Origin of the sequence: Kolteria novifilia (genome assembly GCA_007748055.1) — a bacterium.
GTDB classification, from domain to species: domain Bacteria; phylum Planctomycetota; class Planctomycetia; order Kolteriales; family Kolteriaceae; genus Kolteria; species Kolteria novifilia.
The window spans coordinates 2,094,624-2,115,395 of sequence record CP036279.1 but is presented as its reverse complement, the minus strand read 5'-3'; the positions used below and the strand labels follow the sequence as shown (position 1 = coordinate 2,115,395).

16 protein-coding genes are annotated in these 20,772 nt (G+C 61.7%); 14 read left to right on the top strand and 2 right to left on the bottom strand.

Annotation, left to right across the window (positions count from 1 at the left end):
• The first annotated feature begins 253 nt into the window (after nucleotides 1-253).
• Entirely contained in the window at nucleotides 254-1,177 is a 924-nt protein-coding gene (locus Pan216_RS07820) for an alpha/beta hydrolase fold domain-containing protein (protein WP_145257154.1), read from the top strand.
• Nucleotides 1,178-1,453: 276 nt separating this feature from the next.
• Here Pan216_RS07820 and Pan216_RS07815 read toward each other — a convergent pair whose 3' ends face one another.
• A complete protein-coding gene (locus tag Pan216_RS07815; protein WP_145257152.1) occupies nucleotides 1,454-1,909 on the bottom strand; it encodes a thiol-disulfide oxidoreductase DCC family protein in 456 nt (151 codons plus the stop codon).
• Nucleotides 1,910-1,989: 80 nt separating this feature from the next.
• On the opposite strand from Pan216_RS07815, the gene Pan216_RS07810 reads away from it, so the two are divergent.
• The 6 genes from Pan216_RS07810 (at nucleotide 1,990) to Pan216_RS07785 (ending at nucleotide 9,906) form a co-directional block, all read left to right on the top strand.
• The gene (locus Pan216_RS07810) at nucleotides 1,990-2,232 is read left to right on the top strand and encodes an immunity 17 family protein (RefSeq protein ID WP_145257149.1); all 243 of its coding nucleotides are present in this window, start codon (nucleotides 1,990-1,992) and stop codon (nucleotides 2,230-2,232) included.
• Nucleotides 2,233-2,528: 296 nt separating this feature from the next.
• Entirely contained in the window at nucleotides 2,529-2,792 is a 264-nt protein-coding gene (locus Pan216_RS07805) for a hypothetical protein (protein WP_145257146.1), read from the top strand.
• A gap of 429 nt (nucleotides 2,793-3,221) precedes the next feature.
• On the top strand, nucleotides 3,222-4,064 hold the full coding sequence (locus tag Pan216_RS07800; protein WP_419193383.1) for a DUF1353 domain-containing protein: 843 nt from the start codon (nucleotides 3,222-3,224) through the stop codon (nucleotides 4,062-4,064).
• Between the two features lie 498 nt (nucleotides 4,065-4,562).
• Nucleotides 4,563-7,148: a PSD1 and planctomycete cytochrome C domain-containing protein gene (locus Pan216_RS07795; RefSeq protein ID WP_419193382.1), complete on the top strand. Its 2,586-nt coding sequence runs from the start codon at nucleotides 4,563-4,565 to the stop codon at nucleotides 7,146-7,148.
• 8 nt (nucleotides 7,149-7,156) lie between these two features.
• Entirely contained in the window at nucleotides 7,157-8,521 is a 1,365-nt protein-coding gene (locus Pan216_RS07790; RefSeq protein WP_145257139.1) for a DUF1501 domain-containing protein, read from the top strand.
• A gap of 5 nt (nucleotides 8,522-8,526) precedes the next feature.
• Nucleotides 8,527-9,906, top strand: a complete 1,380-nt coding sequence (locus tag Pan216_RS07785; protein ID WP_145257136.1) for a sulfatase — start codon at nucleotides 8,527-8,529, stop codon at nucleotides 9,904-9,906.
• Nucleotides 9,907-9,966: 60 nt separating this feature from the next.
• Here the strand turns inward: Pan216_RS07785 and Pan216_RS07780 are convergent, their stop codons facing one another.
• Nucleotides 9,967-11,982: an esterase/lipase family protein gene (locus tag Pan216_RS07780; RefSeq protein WP_145257133.1), complete on the bottom strand. Its 2,016-nt coding sequence runs from the start codon at nucleotides 11,980-11,982 to the stop codon at nucleotides 9,967-9,969.
• A 1,372-nt stretch (nucleotides 11,983-13,354) separates the two neighbouring features.
• Between Pan216_RS07780 and Pan216_RS07775 the strand changes: the two genes are divergently transcribed.
• The 7 genes from Pan216_RS07775 (at nucleotide 13,355) to Pan216_RS07745 (ending at nucleotide 20,769) form a co-directional block, all read left to right on the top strand.
• Nucleotides 13,355-14,302: a hypothetical protein gene (locus Pan216_RS07775; protein ID WP_145257130.1), complete on the top strand. Its 948-nt coding sequence runs from the start codon at nucleotides 13,355-13,357 to the stop codon at nucleotides 14,300-14,302.
• Between the two features lie 261 nt (nucleotides 14,303-14,563).
• Nucleotides 14,564-14,812: a helix-turn-helix transcriptional regulator gene (locus Pan216_RS07770; RefSeq protein WP_145257127.1), complete on the top strand. Its 249-nt coding sequence runs from the start codon at nucleotides 14,564-14,566 to the stop codon at nucleotides 14,810-14,812.
• A 2-nt stretch (nucleotides 14,813-14,814) separates the two neighbouring features.
• Nucleotides 14,815-17,004 carry a phage/plasmid primase, P4 family gene (locus Pan216_RS07765; protein ID WP_419193381.1) on the top strand — a complete coding sequence of 730 codons (2,190 nt, stop codon included), beginning with the start codon at nucleotides 14,815-14,817 and terminating at the stop codon, nucleotides 17,002-17,004.
• A gap of 557 nt (nucleotides 17,005-17,561) precedes the next feature.
• On the top strand, nucleotides 17,562-17,927 hold the full coding sequence (locus Pan216_RS07760) for a hypothetical protein (RefSeq protein ID WP_145257121.1): 366 nt from the start codon (nucleotides 17,562-17,564) through the stop codon (nucleotides 17,925-17,927).
• The gene (locus Pan216_RS07755) at nucleotides 17,924-19,405 is read left to right on the top strand and encodes a terminase large subunit domain-containing protein (protein WP_145257118.1); all 1,482 of its coding nucleotides are present in this window, start codon (nucleotides 17,924-17,926) and stop codon (nucleotides 19,403-19,405) included. The genes Pan216_RS07760 and Pan216_RS07755 overlap by 4 nt, the downstream gene beginning before the upstream one ends.
• A 66-nt stretch (nucleotides 19,406-19,471) precedes the next feature.
• Nucleotides 19,472-19,999 (top strand): hypothetical protein, encoded by a 528-nt coding sequence (locus tag Pan216_RS07750; protein ID WP_145257116.1) that lies wholly within the window; start codon nucleotides 19,472-19,474, stop codon nucleotides 19,997-19,999.
• Nucleotides 20,000-20,061: 62 nt separating this feature from the next.
• On the top strand, nucleotides 20,062-20,769 hold the full coding sequence (locus Pan216_RS07745) for a hypothetical protein (protein WP_145257113.1): 708 nt from the start codon (nucleotides 20,062-20,064) through the stop codon (nucleotides 20,767-20,769).
• Nucleotides 20,770-20,772: the final 3 nt, after the last annotated feature.

Genomic DNA, 20,772 nt, shown 5'->3' with positions numbered 1-20,772 from the left:
TCAGCCTACCATGCCGTGGCGGACGGGTTGGCCCTTTTCCTGCGAGCTCGCGAAGCCTACGGGTATAGCCCGGCGGCCCGAACTTGGCCAGCGTGGGAAATCGTCGCGAGTACCGGTGGTACGTTTCGCTCGGCGCCGCTATGCTCGCCCTTGACCGGTTGTCCGGCGTCTTCCGACGGCCGCTCGCGAGAGAGTTGGCTCGAGTCCCCACGCTCCCAACCACCTACCCAATCCCATACCAAGGAACCTCCCCATGGTCGATACGGTTCGTCGTTTCGGATTACTCCTCGGGCTTTCGGTGACCCTCGGAATCATCTCCCCCGCCTGCGCCGCTAGCAAGCCGACACCGACCAAGGCTAACGTCCCCTACGGCCCGCATCCGAAGCAGCAGCTCGACTTTTACCAAGCCGAGTCGGACGAGCCGACACCCGTGCTCTTCTTCGTGCATGGTGGCGGTTGGCGGGGAGGCGACAAAGCGAGGGTGTTGTTCCTCGACCAATGCCTCAAGAATGGAATCTCGGTCGTCTCGACCAACTACCGACTGATCCCCGATGTCAAGGAAGACACGTCGCAGCCGCCGGTGAAGTACTGTCTGGACGACGCGGCGCGGGCGTTGCAGTTCGTGCGCAGCAAGGCCGACGAGTGGAACATCGACAAGACGCGCATTGGCGCCTGCGGCAGTTCGGCGGGGGGGTTTACGAGTCTTTGGCTCGCCTTTCACCCGGAAATGGCCGATCCGAAGAGCGATGATCCGATCTCGCGCGAATCGACCCGACTGAGTTGTGCCGTCGTCCGTGGTCCGCAGACATCGCTCGACCCGAAGCAACTTCGCGAATGGCTGCCAACGTTTCACTACGGTCCCCACGCGTTCAACCTGCCGAACTTCCAGACCTTTCTCGACAAGCGGGAGGAGCTCATGCCGTGGATCAAGGAGTTTTCTCCCTACGAACTCGCCACGAGCGACGATCCGCCGGTCTATCTCTATTTCGTCGATGAGCCGAAGATGGGCCAGGCGGTGAAGGATCCGGTTCACTCGGCGAACCTTGGCCTCGGCCTTTCCCAGAAGCTCGACGACGTCGGTGTCGAGTACGTCCTCAAGCATCGCGGGACCAAGGACGCCAAGCAACCCGATCAGATCAGCTTTCTCAAGCAACACCTGAAGCCGGAAGAGAAGTGACGACCAGGTGTCACGAAGAGAGAAGGGAGTTCACGAGCCTGGCGACGGATCAGGCTCGTGCCGAGAGAACGCGACGTCCCGCTACCCCGTGAAGAAGTCGGTGGTGCGGAACTCCGCCGAGGTCGAAAGCAACCAGTCAATCGCTTCCCGCTCGGATCCCGCCAGGGTCAAACTCGTCAAGTTGTCCGCGACCGAATGAAGTTGGCGCGAAGAATTGGCGGAAGCATGGAGGTGGGAATCGCCAACGTCGCGGGTGTCGAGACACCAAGTCGGCCGCTAGGTGTCGAGAAACCGCGAGCGGAGCTCCGGCGTGGGCACCATGCAGGCATCGTCGCGCCCGAACCAGCGGTAGCGGTTGCGCGCGATCAACGAGTAGACGGCATCGCGCACGAATCGCGGCAAGATCCAAAAGACTCCCAGCAGCGGGAAGGGGCATCGCAACAGACCCGCGACCCGAAGCGCCGCGGTCGACTTGGTGGAACAGACGCCATTCCAGAGGAGCACGACCGAGGAGAGTTGGTCGGGATCGAGGCCATGCTCAACCAGGAGACGACGGCCGAGGTCGGACTGAAGCGAGACGAAACGAAAGCGTTCCCCGGGATCGCGTTTGACGATGAACTTGACCGACCCCTGGCAAAGATGGCAGACGCCGTCGAACATGAGCACGGGATGCTCCGCGAGTAGCGTCTCGATCGCCGGCTGCGTGGTGGTCCGTTCGCTATCTTCCGCCATTGGCTGTCCCAACTTCCCTTCGGTTACTATAGTCATGCCTCATCGATGAAAGAGATACGAACTCCGCGCGAGTGACGTTCATGAACGAGGAGCATTCCATCAATCCACTCGGTATCGTCACGATCGTGTTCGGGCTGCTGGCGGTGATGGCCGGAGTGCTCGACTGGAACTGGTTCATGAATAGCCCACGGGCGTGGGCCCTGGTCGCGTTGTTCGGCCGATTCGGCGCCCGGATCTTCTACATCCTGCTGGGGATCGGGATCGTGGTGCTGGGCATGCTGATGCTGACCGGCGTCGTTTCCCCCCCTCCCGCAAGACGGTGACTCCCAGGCATGCACGTTGCCCATCCTATGGTGCAACATGGTGTCGAAATGATCCCAAATCATCCCGGAATTCCTTCCCGGCGCTAGGGTTTTCCCTAATGACGGCGGATAGGGATTGGCCCTATTCTAACGTTTGTTGTCACTTTCCCACTGAACAGTCGACCGTCCTGGAATCGGTGACAGCGGCGCGCTCGTCGCCACGAGGTTGGAGGCGAGCGGATCACGTCCCAGGGGAAGCAAGGACGGCGACATCGGATGCTTTGCCGCGAGCGTCGGCGGCAAGGGAGCGCCATCACATGGACAGCCAACTTTTCGGATTCGAACAGGCCACCGACCCGGTCCTCGTCTACTTCGAGGAGCACTCCGAGGAGATCGAAAACGTCGTGATCCCCCTGCGCAACATGGCCGCCAGGAGCAGCGAGGATCCCTCCGTCGGCATGATCGCCCATCTCGTTGACGGCGACCAGATCAACTTCACGATCGAGGATGCCGAGATCCTTCTCAACGATGGCATTCTCTCGCGCATGGGCATCCCGACAAACCTCATGCGACCTCGCTAGTGCACCGGCCCATCTCGATTTTCGAGTGCCACTGGCTGCTTGTCAACCAGTGCCAAGAGGTTAGGCCGGTACCAACGCGAACGTTCACTTGGACCAGAGCACTAGGCTCCTGATTGGTTCGTTCATTAACGAAAAGGCTCTTGGGTGACACATGCCCACGCTCGTCGTGGGCATGCAGAGAGGCCCACGCTCGTCGTGGGCATGCAGAGAGGCCCACGCTCGTCGTGGGCATGCGGGACACGCCTATGATTGGGCAATCTTCCGCACGACCTGAGGGCCGAGATTCAATGTAGCGAACTTGCCGATCAGGACAGTTGCCGAAGTTCACCCCAATGTCGGCTCCCAGGTCTTAGCGGTGGCGACGGAGCGAGCCTCGATCGCCCCATGGGCGGATCGTCCATTGATGTTGACCTCCATGAGGATCTCGCGATGAAGATGGCCCGCCTGGTCATCCTGATGATCGCCCTCGTCGGCATCGGGTACGTGGCAGGCTGGCTCTTTCCTCCCTTCGCGATCGACGAGGACCGTCCCTACGGGTACTACGTCGGCGACGTCACGACCGAGTGGAACAGCGGCGGTCGCGACATGACCCTCCAACAGGACTTCACCTACGTCGACGCGAGCGAGCGCGTCTGGCTCGCCCCTTCCGGCTCGGTCGTCAACGGCGCCTCCATCCCGCGCGAGTTCTGGAGCGTGATCGGCTCCCCCTTCGCCGGCGAGTATCGCGACGCGTCGGTGATCCACGACGTCGCTTGCGTCGACAAGATTCGCCCGCACGACGACGTCCACCGGATGTTTCACGACGCGTGCCGCTGCTCGGGGGTCTCCCCGCAAAAGGCGAAGGTCCTCTACGCCGCCGTCGCCGTCTTCGGCCCGAAGTGGTCCTACCAACAGCAGCCGCGCGAGCGGATCGTCAACCGAACGGTCTTCTCCGTCGAGAAACGCCACAAGACCGTCGTCGATCCCGACACCGGCAAGGAGACAGTCGTCCCCATCGAAGTGCGAGTCCCTCGCACCGTCCAGGAGATGATCGTCGAGGAGACCGACGTCCCGGTTCCCTTCCCTCATCCCGGCCCGACGGAACAGGAAGTGGCCGAACTGGTCGAGCGCATCACGAACGACAATCTCACCCTCGCCCAAATCGACGAACTCGCCAACGTCCGCGCCGAGGAACTCTACTTCAAGCCGCGACTCGATCCGATCTCCCCTCCCGAACAGGCGATCGAGAACCCACCCGCGGATCCTCCGCCGCGTCCCCCTTCCCCCGAGTGAGCGACACCGAGTCGATGGGCGTTTCTGATTTCACGCGACATCGTTCGGCGGCCCGCGGGCGCCTTCTCGTCGCCGCGAGAGATGCACAATCGTTTTCAGCAAGCAAACTCGAACCAGACTCTTCCAGCGAACTTCACGAATTCTGCTTGAATCGAACCATCCAGGGTTGCTAGGATCGGCTACCACGTTGGGTGGGCCAGTCTCAAGGCGCCCACCAACACAACCGGGTGGCTCCGCTCGTCAAAACGGGGGTTGCCCCACGTAACCCTTGTGACGTCTCCGCCCTCGCGTGACGATGTCACCTTCCGCCTTCTTCGCAAGGTAGGCCCGTGGCCCGCCTCGTGAATTCCCCGCTCTTGCGTGACGGTGGTCACCGACCAGACCGTCCACTTAGGCGGTCACCAACCTGCCGCTTGCATGACCAAGAAGATGAACGAGGCGAGAGCGATTCGTTCCTCTCCCACCAGCTTGCTCCTTGACAGTCCGCGGGACATTGCCATGGATTCGACGCGCTTTCGTATTCCGCTTTCCCTCACGGCCGCTCGTATTCCGCTTTCCCTCACGGCCGCTTGTATTCCGCTTTCCCTCACGGCCGCGACCATCGTGCTCGCGATCGCGCACGCGGCGTCTCTCGGTGCCGAGCCGCCGAAACGGGCAGCTTCGAGTTCGAAAGCACCCAAGCCACAAGATGCCGCGGGTCTGGAGTACTTCGAGAATCACATTCGCCCCCTGCTCGCCAATCGATGTTTCGACTGTCATAGCGAGGATTACACCGAAGGCGGGCTACGACTCGATTCGTTCGACCACGTGCTCAAGGGTGGGGATTCCGGCGAACCGGCGTTGGTCGCGGGCAAGCCGGACGCCAGCCTGCTCGTCGAGGCGATCCGCTACAAGAACGACGACTTCCAGATGCCGCCAGACGAACGACTCCCCGCCAAGGAGATCGCGGCGCTCGAACGCTGGATCGAGATGGGGGCTCCGTGGCCCGGAGCCGATCAAGCCGCACGCACCGCCTCGCATATCACCGAGGATGATCGAGCCTTTTGGTCGTTTCAGCCTCTCGAACGTCCGCCGGTCCCCAAGACCGGTTCGGACTGGCCGAGGAACGACATCGATCACTTTGTCCTCGAACGGATGCGCGAGCGGGGACTCTCCCCCGCCGACGAGTCGAGCCGGCTCGCGTTGCTGCGTCGGCTCTTTTTCAATCTGACCGGGCTTCCACCGACGCCGCGCGAGGTCGCAAGCTACATGCGCGACGATTCGCCCGAGGCGACCGCGAAGCTCATCGACCGCCTCCTCGGCTCGCCCCACTACGGCGAACGCTGGGGACGGCACTGGCTCGACGTCGCCCGGTATGCCGACACGCAGGGCGACGTGGCGGACTATCCGATCCCCTGGGCCTGGAAGTATCGCAACTGGGTCTATCGCGCGATCGCCGAGGACTTGCCGATCGACGATTTTCTCCGTTGGCAGATCGCCGGCGACTTGCTGGCCCATGGAGAATCCGACCCAGATCGCTTCCGGGATCAACATATCGCCACCGGTTTCATTGCCCTCTCGCGGAGGTTCGGCCAGTTCACCGAGGGCAACGATCACTTGGTGATCGAGGACACGATCGATGCCTTCGGACGCGGCATGCTCGGCCTGACGCTTCGCTGCGCCCGCTGCCACAATCACAAGTTCGACCCCATCCCCGCGACTGACTACTACGGGCTCTACGGCATGTTCGAGAGCACCCGCTATCCCACGGCGGGCAATGCGACCGATCGCATGCCGCAACGTCTCGTCGCGGTCTCCCACAACGAGCATGATCAATCACGGATCGATGATTACTGGGCCCGGGTGCAGCGAATGCATCGCGTCGCCGGCCGGGCCGGGTCACCCGCCGCGAAGAAACTGTTCGAGGAGTACCAGCGACTGAAGAGTTCCGGCGATGAAGAGAGCCTCGAGCAATTCCTGAAGCGAAACGAGCTTCTTCGCGAAGCGTTCGAACACGGGCTGAGGTGGCCGCGTGAGGAGTGGGCGAGGCTGCTTCGGAACCCACCCGAAACGGAGATGGTCTTTGGCGTTGTCGATCAGCCCAACCCCGACGACGCCCGGCTCCATCGCTTCGGCAACCCCGAACGGCTTGGCTCGACCGTGCCGCGTGGAGTGCTCGAGATCGTGGCGGGGTCCAATCCCGTTCCCGGCGAGGGAGAATCGGGTCGCCGCGAGCTAGCCGACTGGCTCACCGATCCCGCCAACACCCTGACCGCGCGGGTCTTCGTCAATCGCGTCTGGCAGTGGCACTTCGGCGAAGGGCTGGTGCGTACCCCGGACAACTTCGGGAAACTTGGCGAAGCCCCGACGCATCCGGAGCTGCTCGACTGGCTCGCGTGGAAATTTGTCCACGAAGACGACTGGTCGCTGAAGAAGCTCCATCGACGGATCCTGCTTAGTCGTACCTACCAGCAGAGTTCCCTCGTTTCCGAGCGTGCCGAACAAGTCGATCCGGACAACCGGCTATTGTCGCATTTCTCCCGTCGCCGGCTCGATGCGGAGTCGATCCGCGACGCGATGCTCCATGCTTCCGGCGAACTCGTGCTCGATCCGGCGAGGGAACATCCCTTCACGCATCTCAACGGCGGCTTCTATCGGCAGTACACGCTCAACTACCCCTTTGACAAGTTCTATCCCAACTTCCACCGTAGCTGCTACCAGCTCGTCGCCCGACTCAACAAACACCCGATCCTCGGCCTCTTCGACGGTCCCGATCGCAATCAGTCGACCTCGAAGCGGACGACGTCGAACACCTCGACGCAAGCCCTCTACTTCATGAACGCACCCTGGGTCCAGAAGCGCGCCGAGGCATTCGCCAAACGCTTGCTCGCCGAGTACCCATCCCCTCGAGAACGCGTCCGGGCCGCCGTGCGCGATGCCTGGGGACGCGACCCCAACGAGGCCGAACTCGAGAGGTTCCAGGCATTTCTCCGCGACTACCGCCTACGCCTGGAAGCCGCGGGCGAGCGCGGCGCCTCCCTCGAGGCCATGACCGGATTCTGCCGCGTGCTCCTGAGCGGAAACGAGTTTCTCTTCATCGACTGAGGTGTACCATGCTCGATCGTCGAACCTTCCTCGCCGCCTCCGCCTCGGCTGTCGTCGGCGCTCCCTTGTCCGCCCGAGCGAGCATCGCCCACCATCCGGCTTCGGCGAAGCATGTCATCTTTCTCTACATGACCGGCGCCTACTCCCACGTCGACACTTTCGATCCGAAACCGCGGCTGATCCGCGATCACGACCAAGCCATCGGCGAAGGGACCGAACCCGACAGCGGCACGGCCAAACGCCAACAACGCATCCTCAAGGCTCCCCTGTGGAAGTTCCGCCCCAATCGGCACTGCGGGACCGAGATCAGCGACCTCTTCCCTCACCTGCGCGAGCAGATGCACCATGTCGCGCTCATCCGCTCGATGCACGCCGACCACAACCAGCACGGCGAGGCGACCCTTCAGATCCACACCGGATCGACCGCGACCACGATGCCCGGGATCGGCGCTTGGCTAAGCTACGCCCTCGGGACCGACAACCCCAACCTGCCCGGTCATGTCGTCATCGCACCGGAACTCCCCTACAAAGCGACGCAACCGTTCGACTCCAGCTTCCTCCCGCCGCGTCATCGCGGGCTTCGCGTCGTACCCGGCTCCAAGCCGATCGAACACCTTTCGCCGATCACCTCCGCGGATCGACAAGAGCGCGAACTCGACCTGCTTCGTTGGATCAACGTCCGACACCTCAAGCGTCGCGGCGGGGCCGACCAACAACTCGCCGGTCGCATGGAAACCTTCGAGGCGGCCCACGGCTTGCAACGAACCGCGCCCGAGGTGCTCGACCTCACCAAGGAAAGCAAAGCCACCCGTAATCTCTACGGGATCGAGGAAGGTGACACGACCAGCTACGGCGCCCAGTGCATCATGGCTCGGCGGCTGATCGAGAACGGCGTGCGGTTCGTCGAGATCGTCGACTCCGTCGGCAATTGTCAGGACAACTGGGACACCGCCCACCGCAGCATGGATCTTCACGCCGACTACGCCAAGATCGTCGACCAACCGGTGGCGGCGCTGATCCAGGACCTACAGCAACGCGGGCTCTGGGACGAGACCCTACTCGTCTTCTGCACCGAGTTCGGACGAACCCCGTGGAATCAAGACGGCAAGCCTGGCGCGAAGAACCGCGCCCACCACAAATCGGCTTTCTCCTGTTGGCTCGCCGGCGGCGGCGTTCGCGGTGGCGTCGTCCATGGCGAGACCGACGACATCGGCAATGAGATCGTCGCCAACCCCGTCCACGTCCACGACTACCACGCCACGATCCTTCACCTACTCGGGCTCGACCACGAGAAACTCACCTATCGCTACGGCGGGCGCGACTTCCGTTTGACGGATGTTCACGGCCACGTCGTCAAGGAGATCCTCGCGTAACGACCATGAACTATCTTGCCGCCCTCGTCGCGATCGCGTCGCTCGGTCTCGCCCCCTCAACGGAGACGAAGCCCGACCCGCGGCCCAACATCCTCCTCTTCCTCATCGACGATCTCGGTTGGACCGACCTCGGCTGTCAAGGCAGCGATCTCTACGAAACCCCGCACATCGACCGGCTCGCCGACGAGGGGATGCGCTTCACCCAGGCCTACGCGAACGCCGCCAATTGCATGCCGAGCCGGGCCTGCCTCATGACCGGACAGTACACGCCCAGGCACGGGATCTACAACATCGCCAGTCCGCGCGCGGCGGAGTTCTCCGAGGAGTACCGTCGTCTGCTCAAGCGATCGAAGCTCATCCCGATCCCCAACAAACCGGGACTGAGACGGCGGCTGGTCACCTTGCCGGAAGCCCTGAAGGCCGCCGGATACCGCACCGGCTTCATCGGCAAATGGCATCACGGCCAGTCGAAGAACCAGTCCGACTTTGACGTCACCCACATCCTTCCCCCGCGGTGGCAACCCCAAGAGAAGAACGGTCCCGGGACGAACCCGAAGCTCACGCCGCGCATCACGACCCTGGCCAACGAATTCCTCGGCGAGCGCCGGGAGGAGCCCTTTTTCCTCATGCTCTCCTACCACGCCGTTCACCTGCCGATCGAAGCGAATCCGGCGACGATCGAAACGTATGCGCGCCAGCTCGAGACTTTGCCCTCGGACGAGCGTGAGAAGATGCGTCATCGCGACCCGGCCTATGCCGCGATGGTGAAAGAGACCGACACGAGTGTGGGAAGGGTGCTCGACCGCCTCGAGGATCTGGAACTCGCCGACGAGACCGTGGTTCTCTTCTTCTCTGACAATGGAGGCCATGGACGCGTGACGTCCAACCTTCCGCTTCGGGGTGAAAAACAGATGATCTACGAAGGGGGGATTCGCGTTCCGCTCATCGTGCGTTGGCCAGGGCGAATCAAGCGGGGATCGGTCAGCGACGTCCCGGTGATCGGGACCGACTTCTACCCGACCTTTCTACAGCTCGCCCAGTCGCCGCCCCCGAAGAATCATCCCCTCGACGGCGTCGGTCTTGTCGAATTGTTACGGGGAGAGTCCGACTCGCTCGATAGGGACGCGCTCTATTGGCACACGCCGAGCTACTGGCATCAATGCGAACCGACAAGCGTGATCCGCGCCGGCGACCACAAGCTGATCGAGTGGTTCGAGACGGGAGAGCTCGAACTCTTCGATCTCGCGAACGACCCGGGCGAATCGCGGAACCTCGCCCGAGCCATGCCCGAGAAGACTCGGGCCATGCACCAGAAGCTTCTCGAGTGGCGGACCCGCCTCCACGCGCCCATCCCGACCGAACCCAATCCGGACTACGAACCGTAGTTGGTCGGGATGCCTCGCGGAAAGACTCCCATCAGCGACCACCGGTGATGTCCGTCGGCATCAGGAGCGAAGCGCGAAGGACTCCGGCGAAGCGAGCATATCGATCGCCGCGTCGAGTTCGTCGACCAACGCCTCTTTCAACGCGGTGGCGAGCAAGTCGATCTCCAGCGGTGATCCGTCGCGTCTCAACTGATCGTCAAAGAGCGTTTGGGCGACGTCAATAAGGAACTCGGTGCTGTCGATGAAGGAGGTCGTGATCGCCACGTAGTCCTGGCGTCCGAGAGCCTCACTCCACGAATCGAGTTCCACCTCCTCGGGCAAGCGACCGAGCGTGTTCCAATAGAGACTCGCCAGCCAGTCGCGATCGTTCTCGAAGCGGGCACGATACTCCTCCGACGCGAGCATCCTCGCCTCGAACTCTTCCTTTGACATCCCGTCGCGGATCGCGGCGATCCAGCCCGCGCGGCCGGGAGCGTCCGACGCTCTTCCCAGAATGGTCAAGTAGCTCATGTCGACGATGTTGCCGATCGATTCCTCCGACATCACGATCTGCGTCACCAGTTCGCTCCGGGTGCGACCGGCCTCGAACTCCGCCGCGTAGGCTTGCAGTTCGGAGTGATCGGCGTCCCGAGCGAGGACTTGGCGAAAGATCTGGCCGAAGTAGTCCTCGATGGGATCCTCTTCCGTCGCGGGAGTGTCGAGCGCCGCCGTCTCCCCCATGCCGAACTGCTCGAGCATCCACGCGAGCGCGTCGGGGTTGGAGACGAGATCGACGTGACCGACGGAGTCATCGGAGTTCCGCAACGATCCTTCGCCGTACCAAATCTTCAGCGCCACGTCCGGATCGCCGAGGAACGTGGTCGACATTGACCGGAAGGTGAGCGTTCCGTCGCCAACCGGGTCGATGGTCGTGGGATCGTACGAGGTGTACGTGGTGTTGAAGTAGTCCTCTCCCGGTCTCGTCGCTCTGGGAATGATGTTCGTGATGGGGAAGACGAGTCCCCCCACGCCTTGCTCGGCGGTCGCCCCGGTGGGCGTGGTGTCGGTGACTCCGAACTGAGCCCCGAACCCCGTCAGGTTCGATACCCACGGGTTCGTTCCGGGAGCCGACAGGGCGTTCATGTCGAGCGTGACGTTGTTGGCGGCGATGGTGTCGTTGACGTCGACCGGGTCGGTGCCGGGAGCGAGCGTCAGGAACTCGTAAGTCGCCATCAGCGAACTGAGCGCGGGGACGTACTGTTGCACGAAGAGGGTTTCGCTCGGGCGACCGGTGACCGGATCGCGGATCGAGTCGCGATCGATGACGGTTCCGTCCGGATTGGAAACCGACGCCCCGATAACGGGAATGTCGACCAGTCGATAGGTCGTACCCAGAATGGCCGAGGCCATGATCTGCGTGGTGAGGTCGCCGTAGAAGTTGTTATTCCACAGGTTCCAGACCTGAGGCGTCCCCTCGTTAGGGCCGGCGAACTGCACGTAGTCGCGGACGGTCGGAAGGGTTCTGGTTTCGCCGTCGCGGGTATAGGTTCCGCCGTAAGCATCGCTCTGGATGTAGGATCGCGTCACCAAATTGCCGAAGCTGTGGGCGACGATGTCGACCTCGGTTGCTTCGGGATTGGCCTCGACCACTCGGTCGAGCCAATAGCCGATGTACTGAGCGAGGTACTCCGTGCCACCATCGGTGATCATGTCGGCGGTGACGTTCGTCAGTTGCCCATCGAACTCGCCGTCGAAGGGTGCCAACGGCATTCGCCAGTCGTACGTCGCGACGAAGAGATCCTGGTTCTTCGTGTAGCCCTGGTCCTCGAACGTCTCAATCAACTGGTCGTAGACGCCGTCGAGGGAGAACGTTCCGGTGCCGATGTAGGCGGGATAGAGCTCATCGGGCGCGAACCCCCGATTGAACGAGAAGTTCGGAATGTCTCCGACCGAGGGAAACGAACCAATGAACCCGGGCACGATGAGGACCGGAGTGGCCTGCGCGGGGACGGCTCGATCTTCCAAGGGCTCGAGGCTGGGAACGGCCGAAAGGTTGCTGCGGTTCTTCGACACGAGGGGTTGGTTCTCACGGAACACCAATCTTGCTCCTTGACGGCAGTGAAGTTCATTCGGTTTGGCGGCCTTCGCGAGAACCAACGGGACGAAGGGGCTCTCGGCAACGCGGCGCCATTCCAGAACGACGACGGCGAAACCTAGATTTTAGGAAGCGAGAATCCACTCAGAATGAAGTTACCATGAAGCGTCGCCGACGTCGAATCGGAACCTCGTCGAATTCACGTCCCCACGATCAGCTGGTTTTGGAAGGCGGCATGCCGAGGCGAGAACGAACGAGAATCCGCCACGACCATCACGGGATCGCATGGACGGCATGAGAAGCCAAATGCGAGAGACAGGACTTGAACCTGCACGGGTTGCCCCACTGGATCCTAAATCCAAAAGACAAATCGCCTAACCAGCTTACACATCAACAACTTGCGACGACTGACGAAAACGTGGTGCCATGTTTGGGGCCACGCCCGGATGAAGACCTTGCGCGCGTCATCAAAGCGTGGCCCTTCTTGCCAGAGCATGTACGCGCCGCGATTGCCACATTGGTTGAACCTTGGTGTGAGTCTAGGGGTTGACCCTGCAAAAGAATCGAACTTTCTCGCTGTAATCGGTAAGGGTAAGTCGGCAGACCCAGTAAGCGTACCGGTCAATGTCCTCTCGGCCAGGCTGTTGAAAGAGGGAGCCCGAGGCACGAGATACTAGTCGGTTCCAAGCGGCCTTGCAGCAATCAGATTGGCCGCCAACAGGTATCGAAACCACGCGATGGTCCTTGGAGTACAGCTCGATGGCGACCTCTTGCGAGTTCGGATCCTCGAGATGTTCGCGGCAGGCCGCACCTGGGTGCGAATCTGACGTGAGGGTAAACTCGAGACGTTCGCCGCGGTGCAACGTGTCAACGATGCTGCTCCCATTTGGATCACGATCAAAGATCACCGAGACTCGTGCCTTCCCGCCTATCTCTCGGAACGTGAGAAACGCCTTGGGATCGCGTAGGTCGATCCCGACGTTCTGTACCACGAGTGACAATACGACGTGCCCCGGTGGGTACTCGGTGAACGCTTTGAGGTGTCGAACCTTCAACACGAAATGGTGATTTCGTTTCCAAGCGACGGCCGTGAACCAAAGGCCGGGGACTCCTATTGCTACGGTCGCGAAGAGAGACCACAAGCCGATCGGATCCATGCAGAACTCCATGTGTCGCCTGGTTGTCGACAATGATAACCTTTGGGCCATGGACCCCAAGAATAGGTGGACGCGGTCGGGGTTGCAAGACGACCCGGTGAACCACAGAATCGATGCTTGATCCGGTCGACTGATCATCGACCGTCGGTCCGGGCGCCGCGCGGGTTGCCTTTCGTCGCCGGCGCGCTCGGGCCAACCAGATGAGAAAGGCGCCATCATGGATGACAAGACATCAAAGCGGTCCGAAGCCACTTTGTTCCACTACTGGGCCGTTGCTGGACGATCGCTCGTCGGATCCGCCAAGTGTTTAGAAGCAGCGATGCATGCAGGCGGCTTGCTGGATGGCGTGGACTACAACAAGCGAACCGCAGACACAGCACGTCGGCGAAACGAGAAAGACCAATGGGGGCACGAAGTCGCGCCACGCTATGCATCAACAGCCCACGAGCTTCGGAAAGGCGCCGAGGAGGGACTGAAGCGGTTGATCGAAGAGGCTGAGTTCGTTGATCGAACCATTCACGAGTTCGAAGGCATCGAACGATTTCATCCAATCTTTGCAGGTGTCTCGGATCAGCCGAGGACTGTCTTTGGTAACACGGCTCCCAGTGCCCACGAAGCCGTTCATAGGTTCGTCGACGAGGTGATCAACATCGTCAACACCGGTCTCGATGACCTCGAACGGGGCGAGCTTCGAACCCTGTATTGCCTGACACTTGACCGCGAGTATCCGGAAGAGTCAACAGTCCGCCATATCGCGGCCTGGCTCGAACTTGAGTTTCGCAAAGTGGGTGCTCAGTACGGTGTCGACCCTTTCCATTGCAGCTACGAAGACCTGATCACATTCCCGCGTGTTCAAGTGGAACCCTTAAGGCCGCCGGCCCAGACATACGAGACCAAGGAATCCGAAACACTGCTAGCACCGATCATCGAAAAGCTGACTCGCACCGAAGGGAAAATCGTCGCTACATTCATGGAACAGGAGCGTGGCCTTAGAGCATCCTCAATCGATTTGATCAAAAAGGTCTGGCCGAAAAGAGTCTACAACCCCAACACTGCGAACCTTCTGGACAAGCATCTCTCTGCGATTCGAGACAAAATCAAACAGGAAGCCAGCGACTTAACCCTCGCCAGAGACCGAGATTACATCATACTGAAGAAACAGTAAGTAAAAATTCAGTCACATTCAGTAGCTTCTCGTTAGTCTTCTCCCAACGTCAGGCAACCATTGTTGTTCTCGCGGAGGGAAAGACTCAATGTCCCAGCGACGTCATAAACGTGACCCGCTCTCGCTAATCCCGCCATCAGACCTCATCGCGCACAGCCTGCGAGAAGTCGAGACCGAGGCCAAGCAGCTTCGGATTCTGCTTCGCACTGCGCGTGAAATCGAAAAAGCGGCCAAGCGACCCGAGCCGGCGGGAGTAGCGTCGTGAGTACCGGTACGCCAACTCTCGTTCCCCAAATACTCGTCGACCTGAAGGACGCGGCCGATCTGCTCAGCATCTCGCCGACGACCCTCAAGGTCATGGACGCAGGGGGCCGGGTTCCGGCTCCGGTCTATCTCGGCCGGTGCAAGCGGTGGCGGGTCGCGGACCTCGAGCGATGGGTTAAATACGGCTGCCCAGACCGGGCGGAGTTTCGGGCTCGATGGATGGCGGAGGCCCACAGCGAATCGTGAAAATGGACCTCGCCACAGAGCTGCCGATTGACCGAGTCCTTAGCCGACTCGAAGGCGTTCGCCAGACGGGTGAGCACCAATGGGAGGCTCGTTGCCCGGCTCATGAAGATCGGACGGCGTCTCTCTCCGTGGGCGTCGGAGATCGCGGCCAAGTGCTGGTGCACTGCCACACGGGCTGCTCGATGCCCTTGATCACGAAAGCCATCGGCTTGCACCCTCGTGATCTGTGCGCTCCGACGAAGCCTAGGAAGGAAATCGCCGCAACCTACAACTACGTCGACGAGAGCGGCAAACTTCTCTTTCAAGCGGTTCGAATGAAGCCAAAGGACTTTCGACAACGAGTCCCGGATGGCAGTGGCGGTTGGCGTTGGAAGCTCAACGGCGCTAGGCGAGTCCTCTACCGGTTGCCAGAGTTGCTTGCGGCTGCTCCGTCGGAGATAGTGTTCGTCGTCGAAGGTGAGAAGGATGCGAATCGGCTCACATCGCTCGGTCTCGTGTCGACATGCAACGCCGGTGGAGCCGGGAAGTGGCGACGAGAGTACGCCGAAAGCCTCGAGGGTCGGCACGTCGTCATCATTCCCGACAACGACGATCCTGGACGTGACCACGCCGGCAAGGTAGCGGCGTCGCTTAGCGGCGTCGCGGCAACGGTCAAGGCGCTCGAACTGCCCGACCTTCCGCCCAAGGGCGACGTCTCCGACTGGCTCGACGCGGGGCACTCGGTCAACGAGCTGCGGGCGTTGGTTGCCGATGCGGACGAGTGGGAGCCGTCGGAGAGAAAGGAAAAGAGTTCGCGTGTTGCCTTCGAGGCGAACGCAAACCCGATCGACAAGCTTTGTGCCGTCGAGAACCTCAGCGACGTTGGCAACGGCCGAAGGCTCGTGCATCGCTTCGGGGATAGCATCCGCTACTGTCACCCGTGGTCAAAGTGGCTGATCTGGACCGGGTCTCACTGGTCGGTCGATGACTCGGGCACCATCCGTCACCTCGCGCATCAGGCGGCCAAGGCGGTCTTGAGCGAGGCGATGGCAGTCAAGGACGAGGAACTTCGAAAAGACCTCGCTGGCTGGGCAATCAAGTCGGAGGTGACATCGCGGCTCGACCACATGATCAAAGAGTCGGCGGCGATACCAGGAGTGCCGATCGGCCCCGAGCGGCTCAATGCGGAACCGTGGTTGCTTCCATGTCCAAACGGAACGGTTAACCTGCGAACCGGCGATCTTCGGCCTCATCGGCGAGAGGACTACCTGACGGCGGTCTGTCCGACGAACTACGACGAGAACGCCGAATGCCCACGGTGGGAGGAGTTTCTGGGCGAGATCTTCGCCGGATCGGAGGATCTGATTGACTTCATTTGGAAATCATTCGGGATCTGGCTGACGGGAACGACAACCGAGCAGGCCTTGTGGTTTCTGTGGGGAACGGGAAGCAACGGCAAGAGCGTCTTCACTGAAACCGTCATGCACGTCCTCGGGGATGACTACGCGGCCCCCGCGCCCGATGGTCTGCTCACCGTCAAGAATACCGACGATCACCCGACGCTAAGGGCAATGCTCTTCGCGAAGCGGTTTGTGGCGGCTGTCGAGACCGAAGAAGGCAGGAGACTCAACGAGACCGCCGTCAAGCTTCTGACCGGTGGTGACAAGATCGCATGCCGTCGGATGCGGGAAGATTGGTGGGACTTCACCCCGACCCACAAGCTCGTCATGGTCGGCAACCACAAGCCACGAGTCAGGGGACAGGATCACGCCATCTGGCGACGGATTCGACTGATCCCTTTCACTGTCACAATTCCAGATGAGAGACAAGACAAGCAGCTACCCCAGAAGCTCCGCGACGAAGCGCCCGGGATCCTTGCCTGGGCCGTCCGGGGCTGCTTGGCATGGCAGAAGGATGGGCTCGGACTGCCCGACGTGGTGAAGACCGCGACGGCTCAGTACCGGGCCGCCGAGGACGTCATCGGACAGTTCATCGAGGACGAATGCGTCACGGGCAATCCCAGCTTCCGGGTGCGGTTCAGCGACCTCTACAAGCGATACAAGGACTGGTGTGACGAGGCCGGCGAACGGCAAGTGAGCTCTAAGAAGCTCGGTCAGATTCTCATCGAGCGAGGGTTTGAACAAGGGACCACGGCTTATCGGTCCTATGTCGGCATTGCATTAGAGAACAAGGGCGAGATAGGTAATGGCTGATTGTAGACGATTTGACGATTCATCGAAAATCCCGGTTAACCCCCATGCGTACGCGTGCATGGAGATTAACCCCGAAAATGGTGAAATCGTCAAATCGTCAACAGTGGGGGCGGGGGCGAATGTGTTAGCCGCCCGCTCGCCATCCTTCACCAGCCCTTCTCTATCTTGCCGGCCAGTTACGTCATTGGATGCCGAGTCCAAACCACAGGAGACGTAACATCATGCGACCTAAGCACTTAGCAGCGTCTCGCCTTCAGATGGTGCCAACTCAGGTGCCACGCGGGACTCAGCGCGGCGACTTGGGTGAGTGTTGCCGAGCGTTGCCGGGTTGCATGGTAGGGCGTCATTGTCGCGATGAACACCACGTCCATGCCGGTCGAGCCTTGGCCTTACCTTTGGGGTCACTCGCTCCCAGCGTGGGCCCGTCGTGGGTCTGACCACCGCCCACGGCGGGCACGAACCAACCGCAGGGCGGTGTAGCTCGGCGATTCCCCCGGTGGCCCGTACGCGGGGTTCCATGCCGCCGAGGGGCTTGAACACGAAAGGGCGAGCGAAGCATGGGCAGGAATGACCGTTTGACGCTGGAGACGCTCCCGGAAGAGTGCGACTACCTCGCGAGGAAGGCGCGGAAGCTTCGCAAGCGAGCAGAAGCGGAGCTGTCGAGGAACGATGTGACGATCACCACGTTCCTCGACAGCTTGCTCGACCAGCTTGCCCGGTGCCAGGTGCAGATAGGCCTTCTCGGTCGCGACCTGCGGTACGGCAAGCTCGACTTCGACCAGCGGCACAAGTGCCTGTCGAGCATCGCTCGGGCTTCAGAGACGCGTTCACGGCTTCTGGCTCGCCTTGGGCTTGATGGTGGGCTCGGCGGCAAGGGAGCCTCGTCTCCGTGGGCCGGCCTTCACGGAGACGATGGCGAATGAACCGTGAACTCCTCAAGCAGATGGCCAAGAGCCCGGCCAAGTTCCGGGCTCATCTGCTCGTCGACACCGACGAAGGCCCGCAGCGTCTCGGCGATGTCATGGACTCTTGGCAGCGTGACGACTTCGAGGCCGCGGACTCCGGTTGGCTCCGCGTTGCTCGAGTCACGGACGCCGACGAGATCAACCGCATCTACCTCGAGCGGCCCCGAGGTCACAGCAAGACATCGGACCTGGCGGTCTCGGTCCTGTGGGTGTTGGCGTTCTCTCGACATCAACTCGCGGGCGTGGCGGCGGCGTGTGATCGCGAGCAGGCCCGGCTCTTGCTCAAGGCGTGCGATCGGCTCTTGCGACTCAACGAGTGGCTCGCCTCGGCCCTCGAAGTGCAGAGCAACAAGGTGTCTCACCTCAGCAACGGATCGGAGCTGACGGTCTTGAGTGCCGATGCTGCGGTGGCATTCGGCCGGACGCCGGACTTCACGATCTGCGACGAGCTGACGCACTGGCCTTCGCAGGAGCTTTGGGAGGCGGTCTTCTCGGCGGCTGCCAAGCGTGCCCATTCGATGCTCTTGATCATCAGCAACGCCGGCGGTGGCATGGGCTCCTCATGGCAGTGGACGGTCCGAGAAGAAGCACGGACGTCGGAGCGGTGGCACTTCTCGCGGCTGGAGGGCCCCCAGGCGTCTTGGATCACTCCGGACCGGCTGGAGGAACAGAAGCGGTTGTTGCCCCGCATCTCCTACCAGCGGCTTTGGCTCAACGAGTGGACCGTCGGCAGCGGGGACGCGCTGTCCGAGGAAGAGATTGACGCGGCGTTCGCGGATCGTCTTCAGCCGATGGCGTCCGCCGAGCGTGGCTACTCCTACGGCTGCGGGCTCGACCTTGGCCTGACGAAGGATGCTTGCGTTTTCGCGATCGTCGCGCGGGACAACCGAACGGGCGTGATGCGATTGGCGAAGCTCCGGGCGTGGAAGCCGAGGGAAACCCGGCGGGTCGACCTGGCGGAAGTCGAGACGGCGATCCGTGACGACTACAAGGCGTTTCATTGGGCCAAAGCCTACGCCGATCCTTGGCAGGGGCACTACCTCCTACAGCGGCTCGAGAAGTCGAGCATCCCGTTCGAAACCTATGCGTTCACGGTGCCGAGCATGGACCGGATGGCCCGGCACTTCGTCAACAGCTTCTCCGAGCAGAACATTCGTTGCTTCGAACACCAACGGCTTCGGACCGAGCTGTCTCAGACGATGATCGTCGAGCGCGGGGAGGGGAAGCTTCGGCTCAAGCATCCGCGCGACGGCGAGGGGCACGGTGACCATGCGGTGGCGTTCTCGCTGGCGTTGCTGGCGGCGAACGACGCGGGATCCGCTCCTGCCCCGATGTTCCGCCCGAGGATCGTCGGCGGTCCCAACACTCTTCACGCGGAGGTCACACGAGAGGACGGGAGCACTTACACGACGAGGCTGCCGCGACCCGAAGGATGACGAACAGATTGCGAGGGTACGGCGTTCGTGCCCGGTAGAGACGTTTCTTAGAAGGGAGGCATTCCCATGCCCGATTCGATGACGGTTCAGGCGGTCGAGCTGTTCAACCGCTTGTGCGAGTGGATTACCTCGGTCAACGGTTCCAGCGAATTTGAAAATCAGAAGGTCAAGCAGAACCTTAGCGACGACATGCTTGCCGAGATGCTTCGGGATCGCCGGGAGACCATCGACGCGAAGATCAAGAAGCACGAGGAAAAGAACAAGACGTCGATGGACCCGTTCTCGGGTGACCCGATGGCGGGCGAGCAAGTCGTGGGCCAGTCGATCGAGGACCAGCTTGCCCAGCTTTCGAAGATCAGCGACGGCACCAACCGTCTTGTGACCAGGCTTCAGACCAAGCCGAAGGCGGGCTCGGAAGTCTTCCGATTGTGCAACGCTGCCTACGACTGCATCCAGGCGGCCCAGAACGCCCCGAACGCGAGCTCGATCAAGCGGGCGCGGGAGGCTTACCGAAAAGCTCAAGGCGCGGCTCAAAGGGTGCTGGGGGTGAGCGACGCGGAAGCGAAGGAGGCGGCCAAGAGTTTCTTTGGGTGAGTCCTCGGGTGTCCTAACACTCGGGTTCGATGGAGTTCTAACAACAGGGAGATTCCAACATCATGTCAACGATCACTTCGGACAACGTCGACAACGTGCTCGACACATTCACGAAGTCCGCGGAACTCGAATACCGGTCCCTCGTCGAGGACATCGCGCGGGGCCGTTCGGTCGAGGAGGACCAGGCCAAGCAGTGCCTTCAATTCGCGGGGCGCTCGCCTGACGCGATGAAAGCCGACATCGCAACGCTCACGAAGCGACTCGAGGCGGTAGCGGCGATCGAGCGGGCGGAGTCGGACGCGGTCACTGCCGAGATCGATGAGGCCAACGCCAGGGCGACAGCGGCCCTTCGCAAGAGAGAACAAGTCGAAGCGGAAGTCAAACTGAAGCTTGAGGCAGCGGAAAGGGAATCGTCCGAGGCCCAGGCCACGGCATCGAACCTTGCCGAGGGTCACCGGACCCGAGCCAAGGTCGCCCGGCAGAGGCTCAAGAACACGGCCGATCGGTCGCTTCTCGAACGTGCGGATGAACTTGAGCGAGAGGCTCGCCAGCGCGCCAACCAACTCGAGATGAACCGAAACGACGCCGCGACCCAACGGGCTCAGGAGAGGGAGCAAGGGGTCCGACGGACCAAGGCTGAGGAACTCCGCGAGGAGGCCTTGCAGCGCGACTTCCGCAAGCGACAGGAGCAGATCGACGCCCTTCTCGATGAAGCCAAGTCGCTTCGCGAGCGGGCGAAAGATCCAGTCGCCGGCATGAAGTGGAGCTGACGC